The sequence below is a fragment of the Halomonas sp. SH5A2 genome, from assembly GCF_014263395.1.
In the GTDB taxonomy this organism is placed as follows: domain Bacteria; phylum Pseudomonadota; class Gammaproteobacteria; order Pseudomonadales; family Halomonadaceae; genus Vreelandella.
In genome coordinates this window covers 2194910-2218686 of the sequence record NZ_CP058321.1, presented here as the reverse complement: position 1 = coordinate 2218686, position 23777 = coordinate 2194910, and the positions used below count along the sequence as shown (strand labels likewise).

At 55.3% G+C, this 23777-nt stretch carries 26 protein-coding genes; 16 read left to right on the top strand and 10 right to left on the bottom strand.

Annotation, left to right across the window (positions count from 1 at the left end; all coding sequences use genetic code 11):
• Positions 1–96 precede the first annotated feature (96 nt).
• A complete protein-coding gene (locus tag HXW73_RS10385) occupies positions 97–384 on the bottom strand; it encodes an addiction module protein (RefSeq protein ID WP_186253044.1) in 288 nt (95 codons plus the stop codon).
• A gap of 99 nt (positions 385–483) precedes the next feature.
• Here HXW73_RS10385 and HXW73_RS10380 point away from each other — a divergent pair, with 99 nt between their 5' ends.
• A complete protein-coding gene (locus HXW73_RS10380; protein WP_186253043.1) occupies positions 484–879 on the top strand; it encodes a GFA family protein in 396 nt (131 codons plus the stop codon).
• Positions 880–1052: 173 nt separating this feature from the next.
• Positions 1053–1931: an alpha/beta fold hydrolase gene (locus HXW73_RS10375; RefSeq protein WP_186253042.1), complete on the top strand. Its 879-nt coding sequence runs from the start codon at positions 1053–1055 to the stop codon at positions 1929–1931.
• An 83-nt stretch (positions 1932–2014) separates the two neighbouring features.
• Here HXW73_RS10375 and HXW73_RS10370 read toward each other — a convergent pair whose 3' ends face one another.
• Both HXW73_RS10370 and HXW73_RS10365 read right to left on the bottom strand, forming a co-directional pair.
• Positions 2015–2599, bottom strand: a complete 585-nt coding sequence (locus HXW73_RS10370) for a hypothetical protein (protein WP_186253041.1) — start codon at positions 2597–2599, stop codon at positions 2015–2017.
• A 138-nt stretch (positions 2600–2737) separates the two neighbouring features.
• Positions 2738–3205 carry a hypothetical protein gene (locus HXW73_RS10365; protein ID WP_186253040.1) on the bottom strand — a complete coding sequence of 156 codons (468 nt, stop codon included), beginning with the start codon at positions 3203–3205 and terminating at the stop codon, positions 2738–2740.
• Between the two features lie 189 nt (positions 3206–3394).
• Between HXW73_RS10365 and HXW73_RS10360 the strand changes: the two genes are divergently transcribed.
• From HXW73_RS10360 to HXW73_RS10325, 8 genes are all read left to right on the top strand, one after another.
• On the top strand, positions 3395–3628 hold the full coding sequence (locus tag HXW73_RS10360) for a CopG family transcriptional regulator (RefSeq protein WP_186253039.1): 234 nt from the start codon (positions 3395–3397) through the stop codon (positions 3626–3628).
• Positions 3615–3878: a type II toxin-antitoxin system RelE family toxin gene (locus HXW73_RS18050; RefSeq protein ID WP_186253038.1), complete on the top strand. Its 264-nt coding sequence runs from the start codon at positions 3615–3617 to the stop codon at positions 3876–3878. The genes HXW73_RS10360 and HXW73_RS18050 overlap by 14 nt, the downstream gene beginning before the upstream one ends.
• Positions 3879–4038: 160 nt before the next feature.
• Entirely contained in the window at positions 4039–4482 is a 444-nt protein-coding gene (locus HXW73_RS10350) for a tetratricopeptide repeat protein (RefSeq protein WP_186253037.1), read from the top strand.
• Positions 4472–4957, top strand: a complete 486-nt coding sequence (locus tag HXW73_RS10345; RefSeq protein WP_186253036.1) for a DUF1456 family protein — start codon at positions 4472–4474, stop codon at positions 4955–4957. Before HXW73_RS10350 ends, HXW73_RS10345 begins: the two co-directional genes overlap by 11 nt.
• A gap of 102 nt (positions 4958–5059) precedes the next feature.
• On the top strand, positions 5060–5989 hold the full coding sequence (locus HXW73_RS10340) for an alpha/beta hydrolase (protein ID WP_186253035.1): 930 nt from the start codon (positions 5060–5062) through the stop codon (positions 5987–5989).
• Between the two features lie 153 nt (positions 5990–6142).
• The gene (locus HXW73_RS10335; protein ID WP_186253034.1) at positions 6143–6559 is read left to right on the top strand and encodes a DUF4019 domain-containing protein; all 417 of its coding nucleotides are present in this window, start codon (positions 6143–6145) and stop codon (positions 6557–6559) included.
• A 346-nt stretch (positions 6560–6905) separates the two neighbouring features.
• The gene (locus HXW73_RS10330; RefSeq protein ID WP_186253033.1) at positions 6906–8306 is read left to right on the top strand and encodes an NfeD family protein; all 1401 of its coding nucleotides are present in this window, start codon (positions 6906–6908) and stop codon (positions 8304–8306) included.
• Between the two features lie 55 nt (positions 8307–8361).
• Positions 8362–9147, top strand: coding sequence for a slipin family protein (locus tag HXW73_RS10325; RefSeq protein WP_186253032.1), 786 nt, complete (start codon positions 8362–8364; stop codon positions 9145–9147).
• Positions 9148–9162: 15 nt separating this feature from the next.
• Here the strand turns inward: HXW73_RS10325 and HXW73_RS10320 are convergent, their stop codons facing one another.
• Positions 9163–9978: a DUF1206 domain-containing protein gene (locus HXW73_RS10320; RefSeq protein ID WP_186253031.1), complete on the bottom strand. Its 816-nt coding sequence runs from the start codon at positions 9976–9978 to the stop codon at positions 9163–9165.
• A gap of 200 nt (positions 9979–10178) precedes the next feature.
• On the opposite strand from HXW73_RS10320, the gene HXW73_RS10315 reads away from it, so the two are divergent.
• A complete protein-coding gene (locus HXW73_RS10315) occupies positions 10179–10883 on the top strand; it encodes an aspartate/glutamate racemase family protein (protein WP_186253030.1) in 705 nt (234 codons plus the stop codon).
• Between the two features lie 10 nt (positions 10884–10893).
• On the opposite strand, the gene HXW73_RS10310 is transcribed toward HXW73_RS10315, so the two are convergent.
• On the bottom strand, positions 10894–11814 hold the full coding sequence (locus HXW73_RS10310) for a glutaminase (protein ID WP_186253029.1): 921 nt from the start codon (positions 11812–11814) through the stop codon (positions 10894–10896).
• A 167-nt stretch (positions 11815–11981) separates the two neighbouring features.
• On the opposite strand from HXW73_RS10310, the gene HXW73_RS10305 reads away from it, so the two are divergent.
• From HXW73_RS10305 to HXW73_RS10295, 3 genes are all read left to right on the top strand, one after another.
• On the top strand, positions 11982–12839 hold the full coding sequence (locus tag HXW73_RS10305) for a bifunctional transcriptional activator/DNA repair enzyme AdaA (RefSeq protein ID WP_186253028.1): 858 nt from the start codon (positions 11982–11984) through the stop codon (positions 12837–12839).
• A gap of 338 nt (positions 12840–13177) precedes the next feature.
• Positions 13178–15529: a S8 family peptidase gene (locus HXW73_RS10300; RefSeq protein WP_240538609.1), complete on the top strand. Its 2352-nt coding sequence runs from the start codon at positions 13178–13180 to the stop codon at positions 15527–15529.
• 119 nt (positions 15530–15648) lie between these two features.
• The gene (locus HXW73_RS10295) at positions 15649–17115 is read left to right on the top strand and encodes a cobyric acid synthase (RefSeq protein WP_186253027.1); all 1467 of its coding nucleotides are present in this window, start codon (positions 15649–15651) and stop codon (positions 17113–17115) included.
• On the opposite strand, the gene HXW73_RS10290 is transcribed toward HXW73_RS10295, so the two are convergent.
• Positions 17078–17473 (bottom strand): RidA family protein, encoded by a 396-nt coding sequence (locus HXW73_RS10290; RefSeq protein ID WP_186253026.1) that lies wholly within the window; start codon positions 17471–17473, stop codon positions 17078–17080. The two genes, HXW73_RS10295 and HXW73_RS10290, sit on opposite strands and share 38 nt — an antisense overlap.
• A gap of 127 nt (positions 17474–17600) precedes the next feature.
• On the opposite strand from HXW73_RS10290, the gene HXW73_RS10285 reads away from it, so the two are divergent.
• Complete coding sequence (locus HXW73_RS10285; RefSeq protein ID WP_186253025.1) at positions 17601–18164, top strand: hypothetical protein; 564 nt, start codon at positions 17601–17603, stop codon at positions 18162–18164.
• A gap of 26 nt (positions 18165–18190) precedes the next feature.
• Here HXW73_RS10285 and HXW73_RS10280 read toward each other — a convergent pair whose 3' ends face one another.
• On the bottom strand, positions 18191–19372 hold the full coding sequence (locus HXW73_RS10280) for a vWA domain-containing protein (protein WP_186253024.1): 1182 nt from the start codon (positions 19370–19372) through the stop codon (positions 18191–18193).
• Positions 19373–19375: 3 nt separating this feature from the next.
• Complete coding sequence (locus tag HXW73_RS10275) at positions 19376–20230, bottom strand: AAA family ATPase (protein WP_186253023.1); 855 nt, start codon at positions 20228–20230, stop codon at positions 19376–19378.
• A 616-nt stretch (positions 20231–20846) separates the two neighbouring features.
• Between HXW73_RS10275 and HXW73_RS10270 the strand changes: the two genes are divergently transcribed.
• Positions 20847–21461 carry an OmpW/AlkL family protein gene (locus HXW73_RS10270; RefSeq protein WP_186253022.1) on the top strand — a complete coding sequence of 205 codons (615 nt, stop codon included), beginning with the start codon at positions 20847–20849 and terminating at the stop codon, positions 21459–21461.
• A gap of 95 nt (positions 21462–21556) precedes the next feature.
• On the opposite strand, the gene pepQ is transcribed toward HXW73_RS10270, so the two are convergent.
• Positions 21557–22846, bottom strand: coding sequence for a Xaa-Pro dipeptidase (gene pepQ, locus HXW73_RS10265; protein ID WP_186253021.1), 1290 nt, complete (start codon positions 22844–22846; stop codon positions 21557–21559).
• Between the two features lie 9 nt (positions 22847–22855).
• Positions 22856–23770, bottom strand: coding sequence for a LysR family transcriptional regulator (locus HXW73_RS10260; protein ID WP_186253020.1), 915 nt, complete (start codon positions 23768–23770; stop codon positions 22856–22858).
• Positions 23771–23777 lie beyond the last annotated feature (7 nt).

The window sequence follows — 23777 nt, the reverse complement described above, 5'->3', positions numbered from 1 at the left end:
TGCTGCGACGTCATACCCTGATTGAGGTGTTAGAAGCACATCCTTGGCTTCACCATTCTGACAGCCAATAAGGCTGGTCTATGCAAGTTAACCTGTCTATCGATCCACCCTAGCTCGCTGCTCAGCCTGATCCAGAAGCACCGGTCCGCATTGGCCTAATCTCGCTCGCATCTTGGATCGAAATTCTTCGCGGCTGAGCAGCGTTGCCTTTCCATTTTTGACGTTGGACACACGGCGCACAATTTCATCGTTCCAGGCTTGCTCGACAGAATCGTCTCGGGGGCCGTCGAGGCTCATTATGAGCTCGCGAGCCAGCGCTGCACGTTCCGACTCGGAGAGAGTCGAAATCTGGGAGCGTAGGTGGTCTAATGTTTCCGCCGTCATGGTGCCTCCGCGAGTGCTTATCCACCTACGCTATCCCGATTCAGTGGCCCTAACAAGCCGGTCAACAGGACGCCAGCGACAGCTCAAAGGGAACATGCAATGCTCAAACAAGTCGGCGGTGTAGAAATCCAGCCCATACATAGGGCGACGTGCCACTGCGGCATGGTGGTACTTGAGCTTGAACTGCCTGACGGCCTTGTCGACCCAAAAAGGTGTAATTGCTCCATATGCAGGCGCAAAGGCGCGGTTATGGCCTATGTGACATTGAGTGGTCTTCGTGTTATCAGCGGCGCTGAGCAGCTAACGCTTTATCAGTTCAATTCCGGGGTCGCAAAACACTACTTCTGTTCCAACTGTGGCATCTACACCCACCACCAAACACGCTCGAATCCCAATATATATGGGTTCAATGTCGGGTGTTTGGAAGGTGTCAACCCGCATGACTTACCTGATCTTCCTGTTAGTGATGGTATCAACCATGAAGCTGACCAGTAGCCTCGGCCAGTCGGCCGCTTGGAATGTGCGCGGAGAACTGCTTGCGCAGATGGATGCTGAGTCAGAAGGGCTGGTAGTGCTAGACACCGCTGGCGGGCGTGCTAGTGTGGAGTTGCTTCTAATATAGGCTGTCGGCGTCATGCAAAACACTACCAGTGCGGAGTATCACGACCATGTTTGACGATTTTGAGAAGCGCCGTATCCACACCGGAGATGCCGAGATATTCGTATGCTGCGGCGGGTCTGGTCCGCCGCTTTTGCTCTTGCACGGCTATCCTCAAAATCACGTGATGTGGCATGCGGTGGCAGCGCAGCTAAGCAACCATTTTACCCTCGTGATACCCGACCTGCGGGGCTACGGCGAGAGCAAGGGGCCGGAACCCGATCCAGAGCACCTGGGGTATTCCAAGCGCGCCATGGCTCAGGATATGGTGGAGGTCATGTCGGCGCTTGGGTATGAGCAATTTCTGCTCGCGGGCCACGATCGCGGCGCACGCGTGGGCTACCGGCTCGCGCTTGATCATCCCGAGCGGGTCTTGCGGTTTGCCGCACTGGATATCGTCCCGACCCTTGAGGTGTGGGAACGGATGAACAAAGATGTCGTCATGCGCACCTATCACTGGGCATTTCTGGCCCAACCGGCTCCCTTGCCCGAGCGATTGATCGGCCACGATCCAGAATTTTATTTGCGCCACCTACTGGCGCAGTGGGCAGGTCGACTGGAGGCTATCACTGCTCCCGCGTTGACCGAGTATATCCACCACTTCAATAAGCCATCCGTCATTGAGGCAACGTGCGAAGACTACCGCGCGGGGGCCACGGTTGACCTGGCGCATGACCGTGAAGATCGCAGCGCCGGTCGCCGGATTCAATGCCCGATGCTGGTCGTCTGGGGCAGGGGCTTCCTCGCCGGGCAAGCCGAATCGCCGCTTAGCGTCTGGCGTGATTGGGCTGATGATGTGCGTGAGGTGCCTCTAGACTGCGGGCATTTCGTGGCCGAGGAAGAACCGGACGCATGCGCCGCTGCCCTTCACGATTTTTTCGGTGAATAGGTGAGTCTCTATCCTGAATTCAACTCTCTAAGTGTAGCGCCACTGACGCAGGCTTACGTTGCCCAAGAGGGCAGGGCGGACATTCATTCCCGCCGCATCAATACTTGATCCACATAGCTTCCATCCCGGAGGCTTTCGATTGTCGTTTCTGCCATTTCAGCTTCTATATCGCCCTCACTCCTTGCCTGCTCAAGGTATGCCTCGACCAGCCCTGGAGCGTCTTTGGTATCAGCCAGTATGGCCGCGCCTACCCAGTTGGCGGGAATTTTATCATCAGTACTATGTTGCTCGGCGTAACGTTCCTCGACAGATGAGTAGCACGCCTTCCCGCTGTCATTACCCTCGACTTCTTCTATCAGAATGCAGCGAAAAAGGGGGAGTGAATCATTACTCGGCGCAATGTCGTAAGCGCTTTCCACATCGCTTAGGGCGAGCTCGTAGTTCTGTTGGTAGACGGCAATCTGAGCTCTATTGATCAACGCTGTATGGTTGCTGGGGTCTGCTTGCAGTGACTGCTCGATCAGTTCTTCCGCTATGCCGAAGGTAACTTCTTCGTTGGCTTGCCTTTGGAGGTCGATAGACTCGTCATCAATGTTATCGCCCGAGCTTTCCTGGCAAGCCGACATTAAAAGGGAAATTGGCAGAATAAGAAGTAATTTTTTAATCATGTCATTTTGCCACTGCTTGGAGTCCAGGGTTAGAGAAAAAATCGCTCAGGGTTAATCGTAGGCGGACATGGCCCATTAACCAGGAGGTAGAATGAAAACAATATGTAACTAGCTTTGTAGAGGAAGCCAGAGGAAGGTTTAATCTGAAATATGGTTATAAACGTCTGACAATATCTCGTGATTATCTGAAGTTATAGTAATGTCATTAGCAGGCAGAGGCCCTAGCACAGGGCTAGGCCCGGAAACAGTTTCCCCACTAAAAATAAGTTCTACTTCCTCACCAATATGGTTTTGAATCCAAGTATCAATCTCGCCGTAACACGACTCCGTTTCGGCAATCCCAACGCTAATAAACTCCCTTCCCTCTAGATCCTGTTCCATTGAAACGTTCTGCAAACAGCTCGGTTCAAGAGCCACTTCACCGCTATCAGAAGCGAAATACAAGTTGCCCTGTTCTGTATTGCTACAAGCGCTTATCAAGAGGGCGGCGGTGCCAATAAATAGGCTTTTCAATGTTCGTATCATGCTGAAGCCTCTATCGCTTCCTGCGATGTTTCTTCCAGTATCCGTACTGTTTGCAACCTTCTTGGCTAACAACGCTCTCATCTTCGATCGGAACTCTTCGTGGCTTAGGAGGGCGGTCTTTCCGAACAACTTCATCGTACCAGGTTTGCTCGACAGAGTCCTCATGGGTAGTGTCCAGGCGAAACATGAGCTCGCGCACTACCGGGTAATTTTGACGCTTTGACGTTGTGACGTCATAATAACAAAACGCTACCCTATTCGGAGAGTGCCATGAGCGAAACATCAAAGCGGTCGACGGTTTATTTTGACCCGCAGCTACATGCCGCGCTGAGGCTTAAGGCCGCGCATACGCATCGTTCAGTGTCAGATATCGTAAACGATGCTGTTCGTGCGGCATTGGCTGAGGATCAGGAAGATTTGGCGGCATTTGAGGAACGCGTTTCCGAGCCCACCATGAGCTATGAGGCCTTGCTGGACGATTTGAAGGCTCATGGCAAATTATAAGCTTGTATTCAAAAAATCTGTCTCGAAGGATTTTCGGTCAATCCCAAATAAGGATGTTGCCCGTATTCTACATCGTATAGAGGAACTGCAATATAATCCTCGCCCAGTTGGCAGTGAAAAGCTTTCAGGGAAAGAACGTTACCGTATTAGACAGGGAGCGTACCGAGTCGTATATGAAGTGGCAGATGACATTCTTATCATCACGGTTGTGAAGGTGGGGCATCGAAAAAATGTCTATCAGAACAGCTAACTACGTCATGCAAACAACCTAGTGTTGGAGAAGTTAAAAGTATTTTCAATACTTAATGTTCAGTTCATTTGGTATTTTTTCTATTAAAATTAAACTGAATATTTATAGCTATTGCTGTTAAGTGGTGAATTTTTTGATTTTATAAAAAAGGTAAAGCGCAGTGATTAACACCAAGATCTACAAGGCGGTCTACGAATTAGCGGAAAAGCTGATGAAGGCCGCCGCTAAAGAAGACAGAGAAACATTCGATGCGCGGTATGCCGAGTTGCGGGCAATCTGCATCGATAACGAGAACACCGATAAAGACCACCCGGAGCAATGGGAAACCCTGGCGGACTTTACCGAAGAGCTGGAAGACGCGCTGGCGGGCTATGAAAAGGCCCTGGAAAAAGCCGTCGCCATTGATTCCAACGACCATATAGCCTCCATTGGTTTTTCCATGGCGATGTTGCAAGCTGAGGCAGGACAGACCGACGCGGCTATTGCCAGTTTGAGACAGGCAAAAACCAGCGCGCAGGGCACAGAAGATGACGAGCTGAAAGCAGACATCGATGATCTGCTTGAAAAACTAACCACCGGCCAGGAACCCGATTTTGACCAATAACGATATTTTTCGCCGTATCCGTTACACCTTCGATTTAAAAGACAGCACCATCGTGGATATCTTCGCCCTGGCAGAGGTCAGCGTGACCCGGGAGCAGGTCACGGCTTGGTTGAAGAAGGATGAGGACGATGCGTTTGTCACGATGAGGAACAAAGAGCTGGCGGCGTTTTTGAATGGGTTTATCAGCTTCAAGCGTGGCAAGCGCGAAGGCCCGCAACCCGAGCCGGAAGCGCAACTGAACAATAATATGGTGTTTCAGAAGCTGCGCATTGCGCTGAACATGAAAGCGGATGATGTGTTGGAAGTTTTTGAGTTGGTCGGGCTGCCGTTGAGCCACCATGAGCTCAGTGCCTTTTTCCGTAAGCCGAGCCACAAGAATTACCGTGAGTGCAAAGACCAGATGCTGCGCAATTTCTTGCTCGGCATTCAGCGCCAGTTACGGCCAGCCGCAGAAGACTCAGGTTCAAACTCCTGAAGGGTAGGCGGCATGGAGAGTCAGCCCAAGCACCGGGCTTTGTGCCGCTGCGAAAAGGTAGTCGGTGCGTTCAGGTGCTTGGGAGGAATATTGAGACAACGCATGATGATTGCCGTTATGGGCATGTTGGTGGCGATGTCGACAAGCGCAAACGCAAGCGGGCTGGATGTTGAAGCACTGGCCTCTGCGCAAGAATCACGCCCGCTTCCCGCGCTGCAAACGTTTGAAGCGCGGGACGAAACAGCGCTTGCGTACCGCCATTATCCAAGTGACTCACTTACTGTGCTTATCCTCGTGCATGGTTCTGGAACCGACAGCAGGTACCTGGCAACGCTCGCCCATGAGTTAGCCGAGGCAGGCGCTGCCAGTGTGTATACGCCGGATGTCCGCGGACATGGTCCGTCGCCGGTGCGCCGTGGCGATATCGACTACATTGAGCAGCTTGAAGATGACCTGGTGGACCTCATCACCCATATCAAAGACACCAACGCCGATGTCACCAAGGTGGTCGTGGGCGGTCATTCTTCCGGTGGCGGGCTCGCGGTGCGCTTTGCCGGTGGGCAGCATGGGCACCTCGCTTCGGCGTATCTGCTACTGGCGCCATACCTTGGGCACGATGCGCCCACTGTGCGGGACAACTCCGGCGGTTGGGCAAAGCCAAGCGTCGCCAAGATTTTGTCGATCTCCATGCTCAACGCGATTGGCATCACGCATTTCAACGGGGCCGATGTGCTGCATTTCAACTTGCCGCCTGAGTACCGCGATGGCTTAGAGACACTCGCCTATTCATATCGGCTGATGACCGGGTTTAGTCCGGCTGATTTTCGTCAGGCGCTAGGCTCAGTGCAGGCGCCCGTTCTGGTGGCTACCGGTGCTGAGGATGAGGCGTTTTATGCGGATCAATTCGAACCGGTGCTGCGGCCGCTCGTGCCGCATGCAGACATCACCACGGTGGAAGGCGCATCGCACTTGGGGCTTGTAGTCAGTGAGGAGGGCATAGCGACCGTTCGCCGGTGGCTTCAGGGGTTGTAGTGGGCAACCACAAGCGCGGGCGTTGCAAATCGATATTGGCTTGATCTTTCAAATTCCCTAAAGAAACCTCGTCAGTTTCCGATATCTCTTTATATCGGACGAACGATACCGAACAACATTGTTCGGGCGTCCCCAATGTATCGAGAGTCAGCCATGCCCAAAAAACTCAGTTTCATCATTACGGCAATACTGCTGTCTTTCAGCCCGCATGCAATGGCCCATACTACCAGTGAGGCGGAGGCCGCTGCGCTTGCCTGGTTGAAAGCGATCGATAACGGTAATTATGAACAAGCCTGGGAGACCTCGTCGCCGATACTGAAAGCGCCGCTTTCACAGGGCATGTTGGCGCGCACCATTGAACTTGTGCGCCGGGGTTTTGGCGAGGTGGCCTCGCGAAAGCGCGTGCGTACCAGCCGCGAAACGTCCATGCCGGGAGCGCCGAGCGGCGACTATATCGTCTTTACCTTCCAAACCGGCTTCGAGAACAGCGGGCGCCGGTTCGAGACCGTTACTCCTCACCTTGAAAATGGCACCTGGCGGGTGAGCAGCTATTACGTGGAAACACCCTGATTTGCCAGCTACCAGCGCTGCGTGCCTGACGAATCAGCGTGCCAAGGTTTATTTCCCGATAGGGATAAATGCCCAAGGTTGTCGCCAAATCGCGTAAATTTTTCCCGCTAAGGAAGTTTACGCCCCGCATCATTACCAAACCCACCACAACTGCTATGTTGAAAGTATATCGACATGGCGATATTACTTGTTCAGTAACTATACAGGGTGTAGGTTTTGTATATATAGTCTTTGTAGATGTAGCTTCTGTCTATGTAGTTTCTGTTTATGGACGTGATGGCCCAATGGCTGCTTACCCAGGCAGCCAGGTAATGGTTGCAGGACGCGAGGCGCGGGGAGTGCTGATATGCGAAGCCTTTCTTACAAATCCCCTTGGCTGTGGTTATCACTGGCAGGCTTTTTGATCCTGGCACTATCGCTTACCTGGCAGGCCACGGCACAAACGCCGTCGCGCAACGCCTTGGTGATGAATATTGAAGGGGCCATTGGCCCAGCCACCAAAGATTATCTTGAGCGCGGGGTGCGCAAGGCCCGCGAGCAGGACAGCGAGGTGATTGTCGTTGAGCTGGATACGCCGGGAGGCCTGGTCGACACCACCCGCGATATGATCCGCGAGATGCTGAATGCCGATATCCCCTTGGCGATGTATGTCTCCCCCAGCGGCGCGCGGGCGGCCAGCGCAGGCACCTACCTGCTTTATGGCAGCCACGTCGCCGCCATGGCGCCTGCGACCCATTTGGGCTCTGCTACGCCGGTACAGATGGGCGGCTCTGGCTTTCCCGGCAGCGCTGATGATGAAGCGGATGACAACGCTGAAGGCCAATCGGAAGGCGAGAGTGAAAGAGAAAGTGAAGGCGAATCTAGAAGCGAGAGCAGCGCCATGGAACGCAAGGTCATGGAAGATGCGGTGAGCTTCATCCGCAGCCTGGCCGAGCGTCACGACCGGAACGCCGATTGGGCCGAAGCGGCGGTGCGCGAAGCGGTCAACCTCACCGCCAGTGAGGCATTGGAGCAGGATGTCATCGACGTGATTGCGCGGGACGTGAGTGACCTGCTGGCGCAAATAGACGGCACGACGGTGGTCATGGAGGGTGGTGACCTGACGCTGGAGACAGCCGATCTTGCCATCGAACGCTTTGACCCAGATTGGCGCACAGAGCTGCTTTCGCTGATTACCAACCCCAATATTGCTTACTTTCTGCTGATCATCGGCTTTTACGGGTTGATCTTCGAACTATCGAGCCCTGGCAGCCTTTTCCCTGGCACCATTGGGGTTATTTCGCTGCTGTTGGCGCTCTTTGCCTTCCAGATGTTGCCGATTAATTACGCGGGGCTGGCGCTTATCATCGTCGGGCTGGCGCTGATGGTGGGCGAGGCGTTAATGCCCAGTTTTGGCGTGCTGGGGGCCGGCGGTATTGTCGCCTTTGTGCTGGGGTCGATCATGCTGATGGATGCCGAGTACCTCGCCATTTCGCTGCCGCTGATTGGCGGCGTGGCGTTGGTATCCGGCGGACTGATGCTCTGGACGCTGACGCGTTTTGCAACGCTGCGTCGGCATCCAGCCCACACAGGCGTGGATCAGTTGATTGGCGCAAGCGCCGTTGCCCTGGAAGATTTTGAGACTTACGGCCACGTGCGGCTGCATGGCGAGCGCTGGAACGCGGTGAGCAATGTGCCGATCAAGCAAGGCGATGAAGTGAAAGTGGAGCGCCTTGACGGTTTGACGGTTTACGTATCACCCCCGTAACCGCCTAGCTGCCGCGTGTTGTTTATTACTGATCAATCGCTAGACGAGGTGTCCTATGTTGCTATCGTATTTAGTGCCCGTTGCGCTGGTGGTGTTGCTGATTGCCGCCTCCATCCGCATTTTGCCGGAATACAAACGTGGCGTGGTGTTCTTTCTGGGTCGATACCAGACAGTTAAGGGGCCGGGGCTGGTGATCGTGATCCCCGCCATTCAAAAGATGCAGGTAGTCGATCTGCGCGTTATCACTATGGACGTGCCCGAGCAGGATGTGATCTCTCAGGACAACGTGACGGTGAAGGTGAACGCCGTGCTTTACTTCCGCGTTATCGACCCGGAAAAGGCAATTATCCAGGTAGAGAACTTCACCCAGGCGACCAGCCAACTGGCGCAGACCACGCTGCGTTCGGTGCTGGGTAAGCATGACCTGGATGAGATGCTCTCCGAGCGCGACAAGCTTAACGACGATATCCAGGAAATCCTCGACGCTCAAACCGATGCCTGGGGCATCAAGGTGGCGAATGTCGAGATCAAACATGTGGACCTAGACGAGAGCATGATTCGCGCCATTGCCCGTCAGGCCGAGGCAGAGCGCGAGCGGCGCGCCAAGGTGATTCACGCCGAGGGCGAGCTGCAAGCCTCGAGGAAGCTGGTCGAGGCGGCCAACGTGATGCAGGAAAACTCCGCCGCACTGCAACTGCGCTATCTGCAAACCATGAGTGATATGAGCAACAAGAACGCATCGACGATCTTCTTCCCGTTGCCCATGGACATCATGGAAGCCTTCAAGGATATGAAAGCCAAGCATATACCTACATCGGACACGCCAAAAGACGACGCTTAAACGTTCCTGCTGGCGCTATGAAGGGTCGACGCGGCGGTAAATGGCGGCCAATACGCTATAGCAACCAAACGCCAGCAGGCCAATCGCGACAAATCCAAACAGCCATTGCCCGTAGGCCTGGCTGCGCAAGGTGTTAAACGCCTCCGCCGTGCCGCCTGCTTCGTTGGGGTCGAATTGATAAGCGGCGATGATAAACAAGCTGCCCACGATCACAAAGACGAGCCCACGGACGACTAGGCCGAAACGGCATATCGGATAGGCCCATGCTTGGGTACGTGAGGGCATGACGAAGTGCTTATCAAACTTGGCTTTGTAGCCTTTGACGGCATGGGCGATACCCGCGCCGATAATGGCAATGCCGACGGCAGCCACCAGCCAGCGGCCAAAGGGTTGCTGCATCAGCCAACTGACCATGCCTTCCGAACCGCCGCTTGAGCCACCTGAAGAGCTAGACGAGAGAAAGCGGAAGACAAGGCTGGCGGCAAAAAATGCCAGTAATGTGTGGGTAACGGCACTCACGAACAAGCCCGCACGAATCACCAGCCCTTTGGCACTGGTACCGTGATGATCGGGATCCTTGAAGGCTTGGATGCAGCGCCACATGGCGTACCCAATCAGCCCCACGGCGATAATGCCCAGCATCACCTTGCCGAACGGCGCACCCAGCACCGCTTCCAGCGCGCCGCGGCTGCCTTCCGCCTGGCCACCCTGGCCAAAGGCGGTAAGCGCCGCTAACCCCCCCACCAAAACGTAAACTAAACCGCGAGAGGCGTAGCCCATGCGAGCATATGCGCTGATGGCATCGTGGTGGTCGGGCGTAGAGCTTGCCATGGTGTCCTCCTGACTGTTGATGGCGGGAAACGTCCTTATAGTTCCAAGCACTCCCTATCGGTTCAGGGCTCATGCTACTGTTACTTTAGCACGCTGATGCGTTAACGGCGGTGGGCTTGACGATCAAGTGCCGGCGGCACGCGTGCATTCAAGTATATAAACAGGAAGTATTTAAACAGGATAAGAGCCAAGAGGTCGCAATGAAAACCATCGGCTTGCTGGGAGGCATGAGTTGGGAGTCCACACAGACCTATTACCGTATGCTCAATCAAGGCGTTGCGGAGAAGCTGGGGGGCTTTCACTCGGCGAAAATAGTGCTTTATAGCGTGGACTTTGCGGAGATCGAAGAGCTTCAGCGCGAGGGTGACTGGGAGGCCATGGCGGGTATATTGGGGAATGCCGCCCTTTCGCTGGCGGCAGCGGGAGCGGATTTTCTGGTGATCGGCACGAACACCATGCATAAGGTGGCCGCCGAGGTGGAGGCCGCATCAGGTTTGCCGCTTTTGCATATTGCCGAGGCAACCGCTGATATTCTGGCCGAGCAGGGGGTAGACCGCGTTGGTCTGCTAGGTACCCAGTTCACCATGGAGCAGCCTTTTTACCGGCAGCGACTGGAGGCGCGGGGGATTGAGGTTGTCGTGCCTGAGCCCGAGCAGCGTGAGGTGATTCATCGCGTGATTTATCAGGAGCTCTGCCGTGGGACGATCAACCCCGCCTCGAAAGACGCTTACCTGGACGTGGTGGCCACGCTTTCAGTGCGGGGCGCGCAAGGCGTGATTCTAGGCTGCACTGAGATTGGTTTGTTGATTAACCAGAGCGATACGTCGGTCGCACTTTTTGATACCACCGAGATCCACGCCCAGCGTGCGCTAGGGTGGGCGCTGGACGATGGGGTGGCCTCCTGAAACCTTGCCGTTAGTGGCCGAATACCGACCAGCCGGTTTTCTGGACAAACATTTCGAGTGCCTGGGTGCCTAGCAGGCTATTGCCGTAGGCATCGAGCCCTGGTGACCAGACGGCAATCGCCCCATGGCCCGGCGCAATCGCCAGGATACCACCACCGACGCCGCTTTTGCCGGGTAGGCCGACGCGGAAGGCGAATTCTCCCGAGGCGTCGTAGTGCCCGCACATCATCATCAACGAGTTGATCCGCCGGGCTCGCTGGGGTGCCAGCACACGAATACCGCTGGGCTTGTTGATGCCGTCCGAGGCCAGAAAAAGCCCTGCATGAGCGAGCTGCTCGCAGCTCATGGCAATGGCGCACTGGTGGAAATAGGTGCCCAGTACTTTATCGACATCATGGCGTAGATGCCCGAAGGCTTTCATGAAATGCGCCAGTGAGGCGTTGCGGTCACGGTGGGCCATCTCCGATGCGGCCACTTTATGGTCGAAGTAGATGCTGTCGTCATCGGCGATATAGCGCACAAAGCTGAGAATTTCGCCCAGGGTCTCTTTGGGTTCGTGACCCATCATGATCGCATCGACCACCGCAATAGCCCCGGCATTGATAAACGGATTACGCGGCTTGCCGCTTTCATGTTCCAACTGAACGATGGAGTTGAAAGGGTCGCCCGAAGGCTCGCGGCCGACTTTCGACCACAGCGAATCACCCACTTGCCCCAGCGCAATGGTCAGCGTAAATACCTTGGAGATACTCTGAATGGAGAAGGGGGTGGTCGCACAGCCTGCCGAATACACCTTGCCGTCCACGGTGGCCAGCGAAATGGCAAACTGTTGTGGGTCAACGTGGCCGAGCTCAGGGATATAATCCGCTACTTTGCCACGCTCTTCTGCTTTCGCCATGGTGGCAGCAATGTCGTCGATCAAGGCTTGCATGGGCGTATCGTGACCGTCAGTTGAGGCGGGTCATTACCCTAGCGAAAAATGATGGCGCTGTCTGCTATAGCAGTCAGCAAGATTCGGGTCGGCAACTCGCTCGTGAGCGCTTAGTCTGTGAAGGTGACGTTTGAAGGTCAATCAAAGTGACGATGTGAGAGACAACAATGAACGACTATGAGCGTATCGAGAAAGCCATGGATTACATGGTGGCCCATGCGGCCGCGCAGCCCAAGCTGGAAGCGGTGGCCGCTCACGTTCATTTGAGCGCCTTTCACTTTCAGCGCTTGTTCTGCCGTTATGTGGGGATCAGCCCCAAGCGCTTTTTGCAGGCACTGACGCTGGAGCGCGGCAAGCAACTGATGCAGTCCTCAACCTCGCTGCTGGAGATCGCCCATACGCTCGGGCTTAGCGGTGGCTCGCGGCTTTATGATCACTTTGTGCAGCTGGACGCGGTCACACCGGGAGAGCACAAGCGCCAGGGGCAGGGCGTCGAGATTGCTTATGGCGTTCATGCCACGCCTCTGGGTAGCCTGTTCGTGGCGGTCACGCCTCGGGGCATCTGCCGCATGGGGTTTGTGGATGCCACCAGTGCTGACGAGTTATTGGCTCGGCTTGCCAAAGAGTGGCCGCTTTCCACGCTTCATCACAACCCTGACGCCACGCGCTTTGCGGTGGAGGCGCTGTTCAACAGGACAGGCGATGCCGCTGCCACTTTGTCCCTGCACGTGACTGGCACCAACTTCCAAATCGCCGTATGGCGGGCGCTTTTGACCATTCCCGAAGGCCAACTGGCCAGCTATTCGCACATTGCCCAGGCGCTAGGCACCCCCAAGTCCTCAAGGGCGGTGGGCAATGCCGTGGGCGCCAACCCCATCGCGCTATGGATTCCCTGCCACCGGGTGATTCAACAAAGCGGCGCGCTAGGCGGCTACCGTTGGGGCGTGGCGAAGAAGCAGATGGTACAAGCCTGGGAGTTGGCGCAGTTGAATACGACGACGCCTGAGTTTGAAAATTGTCTATAGCTTGCAAAGCATTACAACAATGCTGTTGCGTTTATGAATCTAACCGTCGCTCAAGCGGATACCGCAAGCCTACACGTTGAAGTGATTGTAAACGCTGCAATACCGCTTTACTCAGAAGCGGCGGTGTACCAAGCATATCTCAATCAGTTTAAGCGAGAGTAAGCCAACATAATTGGTGGCTGGGTAGTTAGGGGATTAAAAGTTGAGGGGGGTTAAAAAATGCTTGAATAGAGTTAAATTGCTTATTTATCAGCTATTAGGCGTAATTTTTATTATTCTGTTTGGCGATATGCAATCTATTTTTTTATATTTTTTGTTTATTAATATACCTTATCTACATGAATAAACACTACTTTATATTATTGGTAAGTATTAATTCGTATGCTAAAAAAATAATGAGTAAAGTAGTGGTTTATAGATTGATTTTTTGGTGTCAACTAGTATTGAATGCGTATGAATTTCCCTTCAGCCGCTTTCCTATCGAGCGCTATTGCCTAATGATAATTTACTTTCCGCGACTTGCCACCATATTTGACAGACACTCGCTTTTTTTGGCGGCTATGCTGAGCGGTATAGGATTAACCGGCTGCGGATCTAGTGGGGGAGGTGTCAGTAGTGGTCCAGCACCTTCAGACAGCGGTTCAACAACTAATGTTGTGCCAGCCGAGCCCGCCACCGTACGTGTGGCTGTCGCTGACAGTGGTTTTGATGTAAAAAACATCGTCAACAATGATTTAGTCATTGACAGTCTGAATATCTATACCGGTGGTACAGATGTCAGTGGAGGCGATGAATGGCACGGAAACGTGGTGACATCGACCATCACGGGTGGTTCATTGGGTAATGCGCGTCTTGATCTCTTGAAAACGGCGAATAGTGACGGCGTCACATTTAATAATGCGTTGGATTACGCCATTGGTGAAGCTGCTCATCGGGGCGCGCGAGTCATCAATGCCAGTTTTTCAAGACGCCTGGAGGCGAGCGATCCGCGTCTTGCGTTTAATGGTGTCACCTCGTCTGAATCCTATCAGCGCGTGGTGAGTGCTAACCAAGGGAAAGGCTCGGTCTATGTGGTAAGCGCGGGTAATGAAGGCGAGGCGATTGATACCCGAGGCCGCCCCATTTATGAGAGCCAACCAGAACTCTTCAACATGATGCTGATTGCAGTGGGAACGTCGGAGGATGGCCAGATTCACCCTGCCAGTAGCTACCCAGGGGAAGATACTGAGCTTCAGCGGCGAAGTGTTGCGACCGACTTCGCTAATCCGGCGGTAGGTGCTCAAGGAACGTCTATATCGGCAGCCATAATTTCAGAGTATGCCGCCGGTATTGTGGGGCAATGGCCGCATTTGACGGCAAAGCAGGCAAGCCAACGTTTATTGGATACGGCCAGCCAAACGAGCAAGCTTTATGAAGAAGATACCTGCGGTGATGCTGCGAATTTAAATTGTGGCATCTTTTATCTTGGACAGGGTGAAGCTGACATAGAAGCTGCTTTAGCGCCAGAGGGGGACTTGATTGTGCCTCAGAGCGAACGTGTCATGGCCGGTGGCGATTTGGCAGAAGCCTCTTACATGCAACTTTCGGATGCCTACGGTAACTCGCTAGCAGAGGCGGGGGCACTAAATGACGTTGCCGTATTCGACGCGCTGGGGCGTGACTATCAGATAGACTTGAGTTACCAGACACAACCGCGTACGACCCGTACTCGCCAGTTACGGGATCAAATGGAGCGGATGTCGATCACGTCGGGGCAGGCCACGCACACAGAGTCGATTCAGGCGGATAATTATCACTTTATTTCCAACGTCAATGCCGCAGGCGAGGTGCTAAGCAGCCGCTTTGATGGCACCTTGGGGCAAACCACGCTGAGTGCTTTCAATTACGCAGGTAGTCAGGTTGATCCAACAAGTAGTTACGCGACGTCCGGCATGATGCCGATGATCTCATTCCAGTCTGGTGCGGTTATTACCAAGGCATTTGAAAGCGTTAACGGGGTTAAAGCGCAGTATTCTTTAACTGATAAGTTAAGTATGTCCACATCCTATTGGGCGGGAATGAATGAAGGTGATGTAAGCATTGGCAGTGATTATCATGCCAGCCGTACTGACGTTGAGTTAGCCTATCAGCTAACACCTATCTTCACTTTGACTTCGCATGTGGGCCGCTTGGATGAAGAAAATGGCTTGCTAGGAAGTCATGGATCAGGGGCGCTTGATTTTGATGAGCGTAACCACATGACGTTCATCGGCGCTGGTCTAAAAGCAGACATTACCGATGGAGTTGCCGCTTTCGCCGAGTTTGAACAAGGTCGAGGTAATGCAAAGGGCGATGGATTAGTCGCGCATATTGACGACATCAGCGCACAGGAAATGGCCCTGGGTTTCCATTGGCAAAAAGACGATAGGCAAGTGGCGCTGACATTGCGCCAACCATTGCGTATCGATAGCGCGACGGCAACTTTTGACGTGCCTGTTGGCCGCACTTTAGGTGGTGAGGTGTTGCGAGAAACACGTAAGGCTTCTTTGTCTCCTTCAGGGCGCCAAATGGACATTGAACTTGGTTATGCGTTTATGCCAAGTGAACGTAGTCAGTGGCAGTTTAACTTGCTGCATACCTTGGAGCCGGGTCATGACGCTGATGCCAGTAGTGATAGTGCTGCTATGGTGAACTATCGTATCGATTGGTAGTTGCAGGGTAGTCAATGGCTTGAGGTAGAAAGTTCTACGTGTGATCGCATTGGCTTTATTGCGCCGTTAATTTTCTCCCGCTACAGTTTCGCTCTTATTAACCTGGGCGAGGCGCCACTATGGCCACATTGATGATTCAGGGCACCACCTCGGATGCAGGAAAAAGCACCGTGGTGGCCGGGCTTTGCCGTGCACTGAAGCGGCGTGGCGTCTCGGTGGCGCCGTTCAAGCCGCAGAACATGGCCCTGAATAGCGCCGTCACCGAAGATGGCGGCGAAATTGGCCGTTCCACCGCGTTGCAGGCCCAGGCCGCTGGCGTTAAGCCGCATAGCGATATGAACCCGGTGCTGCTAAAGCCGGAAACCGACCGCGGCGCGCAGGTGATCTTGCGTGGCAAGGTGCATGGGCATATGGACGCCATGGATTACCACGCCTTCAAGCGCACCGCTAAAGAGAGCGTAATGGCCGCCTGGCAGGCGTTGGAAAACCGCTTTGACGTCATTATTGCCGAAGGTGCGGGCAGCCCCGCTGAAATCAATCTGCGCAAAGGCGATATCGCCAATATGGGCTTTGCCGAAGCGGCTGACTGCCCGGTGATCTTGGTGGGCGATATTGACCGAGGCGGGGTGTTTGCCCAGTTGGTGGGCACGCTTGCGTTGCTAAGTGAAAGCGAACAGGCGCGTATGAAAGGGTTCGTGATCAACCGCTTTCGTGGCGATATGAGCTTGCTAACCCCAGGCATCGACTGGCTGACGGCATACACCGGCAAGCCCGTATTTGGCACCTTGCCGTACCTTCAAGGGCTGCTGCTGGATGCTGAAGACAGCATCGGCCTGACTCACGCGTCAACCCAGGGGGAATCGCTTACCGTCGTGGTACCCGCGTTGCCCCGCATCAGCAATCACACCGATTTTGATCCATTGCGCCTGCATCCTCAGGTAAAACTCACGTTTGTCGGCGCAGATCAGCCAATTCCTGCGGCTGATGTGATCATTCTGCCCGGTAGTAAGAGTACCGCTAGCGACTTGACGTGGTTAAAGCGCCAGGGCTGGGACAAGGCAATTCAGCGTCACCTGCGCTACGGTGGCAGGGTGCTGGGTATTTGCGGTGGTTTTCAAATGCTCGGCGAGTGGGTTGAGGACCCTGACGGCCTGGAGGGCAAGGCCGAGCGTGTCATGGGGTTAGGGCTTCTATCGCTCACCACGCGCATGGTGGCGGGCAAGCAGTTGCGCAATGTGAATGGCGTGACAGTGGCCGACGGGGCGAGCGTCACGGGCTATGAGATCCACAACGGAGTGAGCGAGGGGGCTGCGCTGGCGCAGCCGCTGTTTGATTTAGGCACCCATCTTGATGGCGCCGTCAGCGACGATGGGCAGGTGATGGGCACCTACCTGCACGGCCTGTTTGATCATTCTGAGGCTTGCCAGGCGCTGTTAGCGCGTCTGGGGCTGGCGGGACCACAACCCGTGGACTACCGTGCCCATCGCGAGCGTGAATTGGATCGCCTGGCCGATACGTTAGAAGCCCATCTGGATATCGAGACAGTGATCAATCTTCTGGGAGTTGGCGCGTCGCCATCACGGTAATCTCGACGTGGCAGCCACCACAGATATTGGGCGATTCGGTACAGGTTCTGGCTGGGTAGCGCCCCGGTTCGAAGAACTCGGCATAGACGCTGTCCATATCGTTGATGGTATTCAGGTCAGACAAGTGAACATCCACGCGTAGCGCGTCTGCCAGGCTGCCGCCTTCCATTTCCAGCATGCGTGATATGGCGCGCATCACCAGGTGCGTTTCTTCCTTGACGTCACCCTTAGCCGAATGGCCGTTCGATAGATCAGAAACCGTCATCCCGGAAATAAACACATAGCGATCATCCATCACCATATGGCTACCTGGGAAGCTCGGCGTGGGCATAGTGGGGTCGTTCATAAATGTGGTCATAATCATCCTTTTATGGTTCCTACACAATGTTCTGACAGGCAGACACGCGCTAGGTTCATGTTGCGCGGCGCTGTTAAAATAGCTGTGTTTACACTAGGCTTGCCGCTTTTGGCGAGCGGGGGACCTCATGAAAGTAATCCAAATAAACCAGACAGCACAGCAAGATGCTTGCCTGGCACGGCTGTGCGCAGAGGTTTATGGCCAATCCGCCGGGCTGACGCCGCTCGTGGTATTTACCGGTACACGCAATGTGCTCCTGGCCGAAGAGGCAGCGCGCTTGGTGGCGGCGGTTGACGGCGAAGGCAAGCCCCAGGCACTCGCGCTGCTGGTATTGGACGAAGAGGGCGAAGGGGTGACGCTGACCCACGCTTGCGATCTGGAGGCGCCCCAGGCCAAGACGTGGCTGATAAGCGAGCTGGCGCTCAAAGCGCCGCTGCGCGTTGACGCTAGCGACGCTGAACAGGAAGCAGTTTACCAGCAGTGCGGTGTCAAGCGCTGGCTGGACGGCGCCGAGGGTCAGCGGATCGGGTTAAGCGCCCGTCACCCGGCGAATACCATCGAGGAGCTCACCGCGACGGTGACCCTTGATGAGGCACTGATTTTACGCCGTTTCAAGCACGACCCCGCAGCGTTTGAACAAGCTAAACAGTTATTTGTCGATGGCCTGGCACATTTCCCTGAAGCCTTTTAAAGGCCAATCATGCCGTGATCAGGCGGCTATTTTTTTGCCAGTTCACGCATGGCGGTTTCCAGCCCTTCCATGGTCATGGGGTACATGCGGTCGTCGATAATCTCGCGGATAAGCTGCGTGGAGTAGGTATACTCCCAGGCCCGTGGCGGCATGGGGTTTAGCCATGCCAACCGCGGGAAGGTTTCGCACAGGCGCTTGAGCCAAAGGCCGCCGGGTTCGTCGTTGAAGTGCTCCACGCTTCCCCCTGGATGGGTCACTTCATAGGGCGACATGGCGGCGTCGCCAACAATCACGACCTGGTAATCCGCGCCGTAGGTATGCAGCACATCCATGGTCGGGATGCGCTCGCTGCCGCGACGCCTATTGTTACGCCAAACGCCTTCGTAAAGGCAGTTATGGAAGTAGTAGTGTTCGAGGTGCTTGAATTCAGAGCGGGCCGCCGAGAACAGCTCCTCGCAGACGCGAATATGATCGTCCATCGAGCCACCTACATCCAAAAACAGCAGCACCTTCACCGCGTTGTGGCGTTCAGGACGCATCTGGACGTTGAGTAGCCCGGCGTCCTTGGCGGTCTCGCGGATGGTGCTATCCACGTCGAATTCTTCAAGCGCCCCCTGGCGGGCAAACTTGCGCAGGCGGCGCAGCGCCATTTTGATGTTACGCGTGCCCAGCTCCAGCGAGTCGTCGTAGTCGCGAAAGCGGCGCTCGTCCCACACCTTGGTGGCGCGACGATGGCGCGAGCCATCCTGGCCGATACGAATGCCTTCCGGATTATAGCCATAGGCACCAAAGGGGCTGGTGCCGCCGGTACCAATCCATTTATTGCCGCCCGCGTGGCGCTCTTTCTGCTCTTCCAGACGCTTTTTAAACGTCTCGATCAGTTCTTCGAGGCCGCCCAAGGATTCGATTTTGGCTTTCTCTTCGTCCGTCAGTTGCTTCTCGAACTCACGGCGCAGCCACTCGTCAGGGATCAGCGCCTCAATGGCGGCGTCCATGTCCTCGAGGCCTTTAAACCAGGCGGCAAAGGCACGGTCAAAGCGGTCGAAGTGGCGCTCGTCCTTGACCATGACCGTACGTGCCACCTGATAGAAGGCTTCCATATCGGCGAATACCACGCCGCGCTCTACCACTGCGTGAAGGTCAAGCAGCTCGCGCAGCGAGACAGGCACGCCCGCGCGCTTTAATGTTTCAAATAAGCCGATAAACATGGCTTAGCGGCCTCTGCCTTTCTGGCGACGGATCATAAACGCCAGGCGCTCGAGCAGTTGGGTATCCTGCTCGTTTTTGACCAGGGCACCGGCCATCGGCGGCAGTGCTTTTGACGGGTCGCGGTTATACAGTGCTTCCTGGGCAATATCGTCGGCCATCAGCAATTTAAGCCAATCGACCAGTTCCGAGGTTGAGGGCTTTTTCTTGAGTCCCGGGGCGTCACGCAGGTCGAAGAAGACTTCCAGGGCTTCGCTGACAAGCCTAGGGGCGATATCCGGGAAGTGCACATCCACAATCGCCTGCATGGTTTCCCGGTCGGGGAATTCGATGTAGTGGAAAAAGCAGCGGCGCAAAAAGGCGTCGGGCAGCTCTTTTTCGTTATTGGAGGTGATGACGATGATCGGGCGGTACTCGGCGCGAATGGTTTCGCCGGTCTCGTAAACGTGAAACTCCATCCGATCCAGCTCCTGGAGCAGATCGTTGGGGAACTCGATATCGGCCTTGTCGATCTCGTCGATCAGCAACACCACCCGCTCGCCGGAGCTAAAGGCTTCCCATAGCTTGCCGGGCTTGATGTAGTTGGCAACATTCTCCACGCCTTCAACGCCCAGCTGCGAATCACGCAGACGGCTTACCGCATCGTACTCATAAAGCCCCTGGGCCGCTTTGGTGCTGGACTTGATGTGCCAGGTGATCAACTGGGTACCGAGCGACTCGGCCAGTTCTTCGGCCAGCAGGGTCTTGCCGGTGCCCGGCTCGCCCTTGATCAACAGCGGGCGCTCAAGCACCACGGCAGCATTGACCGCCTGCTTGAGCGCATCAGTGGCAATATAGGAAGAGGTGGAGTCAAACGCCATGGAAGGGCCCTCGGCTTGTCGAATACGTGTTAAAAGATTCAAACAAGTGTACGTGAGGGCAAGGCTTCGCGCCAAGCGAACCCAGTAGGTCACGGCTGAGGGAATACGCCATGCTGCATCATCCTGACTCGCTTAGTAGTAAAATTGATCATTCTTGGTGCGTATGCGCTTTGGAAGAAAAGCATTAATGCTGGATTGGCAAAGCGTTTTTTTTATAAGTAATTGTTTTTTAATGTTTTATAAAATAGTGGCACGCAGATCGCAAAGTATATGGCAAAGGGTGAGTGAATAGAGAAACAACGGCTTAGATAGCTTGCTTCTCTCACTTCTTCACCTACATCGCTACCGCCTGGTAGCGATACACTGAGTGAGCTGGCGTGCTCCACCTGGTCCCCTTCGGGGGACTTTTTTTTGCGTGTAATTTGGCCTTTCTCTGCATATTTTGTGCTTAATATTATAACAAAATTTTACGTGACGTTTGGAAACGGTGTTCGTATACTCATTGCTGTACAAGTTATCGAAGCGTCGCCGACGGTATGAACGTAGACGTTGTAGACGTGAATGATACGTGACGCTTGATAACGGACTCCAAGCGAAAGTTGAGAGGATGACCCTGATGAACCAATTTAAAATTGTATCTGCCGCTGTGATTACCGCTGGCTTTGCCATGGCAAGCCAAGCCGCGCTTGCATACACCGCGGGTGATGTTTTTGTTCGCGGTGGGGTCGCTAAAACGGACATCGCTTCCGACGACAGCAATGTAGGGGGAGCAGACTTCGACGTTGAAAGTGAAAACGGCTATAGCTACGGCGTTGGCTATCTGTTCCATGACAAATTCGGCGTCGAGCTAAATAGCGGTGAAGGCTATGAGCATGACTTGACGACGGCCGCCGGTGATGCCGGTAGCGTTGAGCGCCTGCCGGTTAATGCGCTGTTCAACTACTACCCGATGGGCGGTGTCGATTCGCGTATTCAGCCCTACGTAGGCGTAGGTCTTAACTACACCAACTTCTATAGCGAAGACATTGCTGCCGGTGTCAAAGTTGACGACAGCTATGGTGCGATCGGCCAGGCGGGCCTTGATCTGGCCGTGACAGACAACATCTTGCTTAACGGCTATGTCAGCTATGCCGACGTGGACGCCGACATTACAGATGGCAGTGGTAACAACATTGGTGCCGTGGATATCGATCCGGTGACCGTTGGTGGTGGTGTTACATACCGCTTCTAACCGGACATATTGAACGCACATCGTTGCGTTAGCCAAGCTAGAACAAACGCCCAGCTAAGCTGGGCGTTTTTGTATCAGGTGTGTGCGACTTTAGCTTAAGGAGTCAAGTTATCCGGCCCCTGGTCGGTCACGACAATATTGTCTTCAATGCGAATGCCACCGCAGGGCATGCAGTGATCCACCAGTGTCCAGTTGATGGGCAGCGATGTCTCACGCAGGGGCGCCAGCAGCATGGGAATAAAATATAGCCCGGGCTCGATGGTCACGACCATGCCGCTGGAAAGCGTACGCGTGAGACGAAGCGCCGGATGCTCGTTGGGCGCTGGCGCAGCAGTGCCGTCTGGGTGGCGTAAACCGGCCACGTCATGCACCTGTAATCCCAGTGAATGCCCCAGCCCATGCGGGCAGAAAGCGCGCGTGACACCTTCGGCAACGGCCTGTTCACGGCTGCCACGGAAAAGGTCATGGTCGATCAAAATATCGCCCAGCCGCTGATGCATTTGCTCGTGCAGCGCGATGAAATCCGAACCCGCTGTGACGCCTTGAACCAGTTTATCTTTCAGCCCGTGCACGGCGCTTACCAGTTCGCCGAACAGCGCCGGGGCGTCTGGCCCGGCGTGGGTGCGGGTAATATCCGCGCAGTAACCACGAAAGCGTCTTCCTGCATCGACAAGCAGACTATGGCGTCGCCTGGGCGGGGTCGTGTCATAATGCTGGTAGTGGAGGACGCCCGCATGATCGTTCAGGCCGATAATATTCTGATAAGGAACCGCCGACTCGCGCTGGCGGCTAGCGGCCAGGTAGGCAAGTTGGATATCCAGTTCGCCTGACGCGCCCAGGAAGGCTGCCTGGGCGGCCTCATGCCCGGCGATTGCGAGCCGGTTGGCTTCACGTAGGCAGGCGATTTCATAGCCGGATTTGACGATGCGAAGCTCGTCCAGCCGATTCAACAGTGTGGCAGGGTTCAACTGCGCCTTCAGGCTGGCGCTGGGTAGCTGCGCCACGTCGCCGATAATCGCGGCGTGGCCATCCAGCGTGGGGCTAACGTGGTCGCTGCAGAGGTGGATATCAAATTCGTCGACCCAGGGTTCTTCGGGAAGCCGAGTCGGCAGGTGCCAAAAGTCCGCCGGGGCATAGAGGTAAAGTTGTGGCCGCTGGTGTGGGCGTATTACCAGCCAGCTGTGCTGCACGTCGGCCAGTGGCACCCAGTGCATGAAATGGCCGTAGGTCTGGAAGGCGGGTGCCTGATCGTCGGCAAAGTAGGCGTTGGCGTGCCCGCTGTAGATCGCCAGGCTGTCGAGCTGGTGCTCGTCAAGCAGGACGGTATAGTCGCGCTGCAGGCGTGTCAGATGCTCTTGCTGTAACCGATATAGTTGCGATGACATGCAGGGTCTCTAGTAAGTGCGAAAGTGTGGGAGTTCACTCCAGAAGGCGTCCAGCTCTCCATGGTGCTGGCCTTGGTGGCGGTACAGGCGAAGCTCCATGGGGACGTCCCAGCGGCTGTCGCCCGCGCGGACCAGACTACCCTGGCGCAGCTCAGCCTCGACGTTGCGTTCGGGCAGCCAGCTCATCCCGTAGCCGAGCAGCACGAGCTCCTTGATGCCCGCCGCATACAGGTTTTCGCTTTGCGCATTGAGATAGCTGCTCTGGGGTAATCGCGCCAGGTGCGCAGTCACTGCCGAGCCCAGCAGGCCCCGTTGAGGGTAGGCGAGCCAGGGGAGTGGCTGCTGGCGAGTCCCGGGCAATAACGCTCTCGGCGCCGAGTGTTCGTCGACACCGGTCACCGGAATCAGCCGTTCATGGCCGATGACGCGGTAGGTACAGGCGCTGGTGTCGATGTCCAGATCACAGCGACCAATCGGCCAGTAGCAGATCGCCAAGTCACATTCGCCGTGCTGGAGGGCTTGAAAGTAATCGCTGGCCACCCACCCCGTGGCGCGCAGGTAGGGTTGAACACGCTCCTGCCAGCCGGTCGTAGCTAGCCACTCGGGCAAAAACTGCCCCAGCAGGCTTTGTGGGGCAGCCACCATGATGCGTCGCTTCTGCCCTGCGCTGATTTCCCGAACGCGGTCTCGCGTCAGGCGTACGCGGTCAGTCACCTGTTCGCATAGCAGCAAGAACTCGTCTCCCGCCGGGGTCAATGAAAGCGGCAGTGTTTGCCGGTTTATCAGTGTCACGCCCATTTCCTCTTCCAGCAGCTTGATACGCCGGGAAAAAGTGGGTTGTGTGACGTTCTGTTCATCGGCAGCGCGGGAGAAGTGTCGCGTTCTGGCCAGGGCGATAAAGTCTTCTAGCCAGCGAATTTCCATGCCTTAC

Excerpts from the sequence above, each read along its gene's own strand:
- HXW73_RS10385 (WP_186253044.1), bottom strand. The coding sequence starts at position 384 with ATGACGGCGGAAACATTAGACCACCTACGCTCCCAGATTTCGACTCTC.
- HXW73_RS10380 (WP_186253043.1), top strand. The coding sequence starts at position 484 with ATGCTCAAACAAGTCGGCGGTGTAGAAATCCAGCCCATACATAGGGCG.
- HXW73_RS10375 (WP_186253042.1), top strand. The coding sequence starts at position 1,053 with ATGTTTGACGATTTTGAGAAGCGCCGTATCCACACCGGAGATGCCGAG.
- HXW73_RS10370 (WP_186253041.1), bottom strand. The coding sequence starts at position 2,599 with ATGATTAAAAAATTACTTCTTATTCTGCCAATTTCCCTTTTAATGTCG.
- HXW73_RS10365 (WP_186253040.1), bottom strand. The coding sequence starts at position 3,205 with ATGAGAGCGTTGTTAGCCAAGAAGGTTGCAAACAGTACGGATACTGGA.
- HXW73_RS10360 (WP_186253039.1), top strand. The coding sequence starts at position 3,395 with ATGAGCGAAACATCAAAGCGGTCGACGGTTTATTTTGACCCGCAGCTA.
- HXW73_RS18050 (WP_186253038.1), top strand. The coding sequence starts at position 3,615 with ATGGCAAATTATAAGCTTGTATTCAAAAAATCTGTCTCGAAGGATTTT.
- HXW73_RS10340 (WP_186253035.1), top strand. The coding sequence starts at position 5,060 with ATGATGATTGCCGTTATGGGCATGTTGGTGGCGATGTCGACAAGCGCA.
- HXW73_RS10335 (WP_186253034.1), top strand. The coding sequence starts at position 6,143 with ATGCCCAAAAAACTCAGTTTCATCATTACGGCAATACTGCTGTCTTTC.
- HXW73_RS10330 (WP_186253033.1), top strand. The coding sequence starts at position 6,906 with ATGCGAAGCCTTTCTTACAAATCCCCTTGGCTGTGGTTATCACTGGCA.
- HXW73_RS10325 (WP_186253032.1), top strand. The coding sequence starts at position 8,362 with ATGTTGCTATCGTATTTAGTGCCCGTTGCGCTGGTGGTGTTGCTGATT.
- HXW73_RS10320 (WP_186253031.1), bottom strand. The coding sequence starts at position 9,978 with ATGGCAAGCTCTACGCCCGACCACCACGATGCCATCAGCGCATATGCT.
- HXW73_RS10315 (WP_186253030.1), top strand. The coding sequence starts at position 10,179 with ATGAAAACCATCGGCTTGCTGGGAGGCATGAGTTGGGAGTCCACACAG.
- HXW73_RS10310 (WP_186253029.1), bottom strand. The coding sequence starts at position 11,814 with ATGCAAGCCTTGATCGACGACATTGCTGCCACCATGGCGAAAGCAGAA.
- HXW73_RS10305 (WP_186253028.1), top strand. The coding sequence starts at position 11,982 with ATGAACGACTATGAGCGTATCGAGAAAGCCATGGATTACATGGTGGCC.
- HXW73_RS10300 (WP_240538609.1), top strand. The coding sequence starts at position 13,178 with ATGAATAAACACTACTTTATATTATTGGTAAGTATTAATTCGTATGCT.
- HXW73_RS10295 (WP_186253027.1), top strand. The coding sequence starts at position 15,649 with ATGGCCACATTGATGATTCAGGGCACCACCTCGGATGCAGGAAAAAGC.
- HXW73_RS10290 (WP_186253026.1), bottom strand. The coding sequence starts at position 17,473 with ATGACCACATTTATGAACGACCCCACTATGCCCACGCCGAGCTTCCCA.
- HXW73_RS10285 (WP_186253025.1), top strand. The coding sequence starts at position 17,601 with ATGAAAGTAATCCAAATAAACCAGACAGCACAGCAAGATGCTTGCCTG.
- HXW73_RS10280 (WP_186253024.1), bottom strand. The coding sequence starts at position 19,372 with ATGTTTATCGGCTTATTTGAAACATTAAAGCGCGCGGGCGTGCCTGTC.
- HXW73_RS10275 (WP_186253023.1), bottom strand. The coding sequence starts at position 20,230 with ATGGCGTTTGACTCCACCTCTTCCTATATTGCCACTGATGCGCTCAAG.
- HXW73_RS10270 (WP_186253022.1), top strand. The coding sequence starts at position 20,847 with ATGAACCAATTTAAAATTGTATCTGCCGCTGTGATTACCGCTGGCTTT.
- pepQ (WP_186253021.1), bottom strand. The coding sequence starts at position 22,846 with ATGTCATCGCAACTATATCGGTTACAGCAAGAGCATCTGACACGCCTG.
- HXW73_RS10260 (WP_186253020.1), bottom strand. The coding sequence starts at position 23,770 with ATGGAAATTCGCTGGCTAGAAGACTTTATCGCCCTGGCCAGAACGCGA.